The sequence below is a fragment of the Xenorhabdus griffiniae genome (assembly GCF_015163655.1).
Classification (GTDB): Bacteria; Pseudomonadota; Gammaproteobacteria; order Enterobacterales; family Enterobacteriaceae; genus Xenorhabdus; species Xenorhabdus griffiniae.
In genome coordinates this window covers 1-1,695 of the sequence record NZ_JADEUF010000234.1, presented here as the reverse complement: position 1 = coordinate 1,695, position 1,695 = coordinate 1, and the positions used below count along the sequence as shown (strand labels likewise).

The following is a 1,695-nucleotide window of genomic DNA, read 5'->3' as shown; positions in this document are numbered from 1 at the left end:
CCGCCGCCCATGGCCCATTTACCCCCGCCGGCACCGGGGCTTCCGGGCAGGCCGGCCACGGTCTGCCCCTGCCCCGCACCGAGCGAACTTAACGGGGACGGCCGGGTTGTCCGGTGCGCTGCGGTTTCGGTTCGGCGCCCCGCTTTCCGTTGGCATGGTCTGCGCGGCTTTCCGGTGCTGTCGGTGTGTCACGCTCTGCCGGATGGGTTTGTTTATGCACTTTCTTCAAGTGACCGATAGCCACCCGTGTATAGATTTCTGTCGTGTTGAGCTTCTCATGCCCCAGCATTGCCTGGATATGCCGGATATCGGCACCGTTATCCAGCATCTGCGTTGCCATGGAATGCCGGAACAGATGGCAGGCCCCCGGCTTGTCCAGATGGGCCTGTTGCCGGATGGCTTTGCCTGCGATTTGCGTCAGGTGTCCCAGACTCAGCGGCCTGCCCTTTTGCGAGATAAACAGATAACCGCTGTCATAGTGCGCTGCCAGTTGTGGCCTGACGTTGGCCAGATAGCGCTGTAGCCAGCCCAGCGCCCGCTCACCGACAGGCACAACCCGGTCTTTATTCCCTTTGCCCTGATTCACCACGACCGCACCCCGTTCGAAGTCGATGTCGCCCCGCTGAAGCTGGCGCAGCTCCATGCGCCGGATGCCGCTGCTCCAGAGGATTTCCAGCATCACCCGGTTGCGGAACCCCAGCACACTCTGATCGTCAAGGCTCTCCAGCACCTGCGTGGTTTCGCGTTCACTCAGGATCTGCGCCGGCAGCCGCTTTTCTTCTTTCGGCAACACCATCTGCTCGGCCGGGTTGTAGAGGATATGATGGCGTTGCAGTAACCAGCGGAACCACAGCCGCAGGGCGATCAGCCGTTCCCGCTGACCGTTATTGCCGTAAGGCTGGCCATCGGCTTTACGGTAAGCCCGCAGATACCGCTGCCAGCTTTCCAGTAACACCAGTGTGACCTGTGCGGGGTAACGAACCGAGCGCTGTTCGCACCAGTCGATAAAGGGCAGCAGGTAGCTACGGTAGGTTTCCCGCGTGCGGTCAGCCCGGCCTTGTGCCCGCAGCGTGTCGAACCACGCTTCGAGCTGTTGGCGCAGTGTGATCAGGGGGTTGTCGTGTGAAGTTATCATGCGGATTGTCCTTTTTGTGATGGCCGCTATCCGGCAGTACGGTATGACGGGGCGATTTTAATGTGTTGCCGGAACAGTGATTTTTGATATTGTCCAACTTGCGCGCCGTCAGCCCTGTCTGGCTGCGGTCTGATAGCGGTTTTGTCTGCCCCAACTTGATACCAACTTGAACCCAACTTAGGGGCAACTTGCGTTGTTTTCAGTCCAACTTGCGGTCATCATACGGGCACGATCAGGCCGCTTAAGTGGGCGCTGTCGCCGTCACCATCCCACAGCAGTTCGTATTGCAGCAGATGCCCGCGGCTGCCGCCGTGGATCAGCAGGTATTCCATCTCAGCCAGCCGCTGGCAATGGACTTTAAGCTGATTGTCGCTCCATTGGGTAAAGTCGCGGATATCCCGCCGGGTAAAACGCACCGCATTCAGGGCACATTGCTGCGCTGCCGCCATTGCGTGCGCCATCTGCTGGATCAACAGCAACAGCTTGCGCGTCTGCGGCGGCATTTCATCCAGCGTCCGGCCTAAAATTTCATGGGCTAACTGATTGGCGAGCCGGATATC

Annotated in this window: 1 protein-coding gene and 1 pseudogene; both read right to left on the bottom strand. The window is 59.6% G+C overall.

Translation table 11 applies throughout. The annotated features are described in order from the left end of the window. Positions 1-88: 88 nt before the first annotated feature. The gene (gene xerC / locus IQ211_RS19110) at positions 89-1,135 is read right to left on the bottom strand and encodes a site-specific tyrosine recombinase XerC (RefSeq protein WP_193836466.1); all 1,047 of its coding nucleotides are present in this window, start codon (positions 1,133-1,135) and stop codon (positions 89-91) included. Positions 1,136-1,353: 218 nt separating this feature from the next. Next, a pseudogene (locus IQ211_RS19105) lies at positions 1,354-1,695 on the bottom strand (DNA primase); the annotation flags it as partial.

Coding starts and splice junctions, on each gene's coding strand:
- xerC (WP_193836466.1), bottom strand. CDS start 1,135: ATGATAACTTCACACGACAACCCCCTGATCACACTGCGCCAACAGCTC.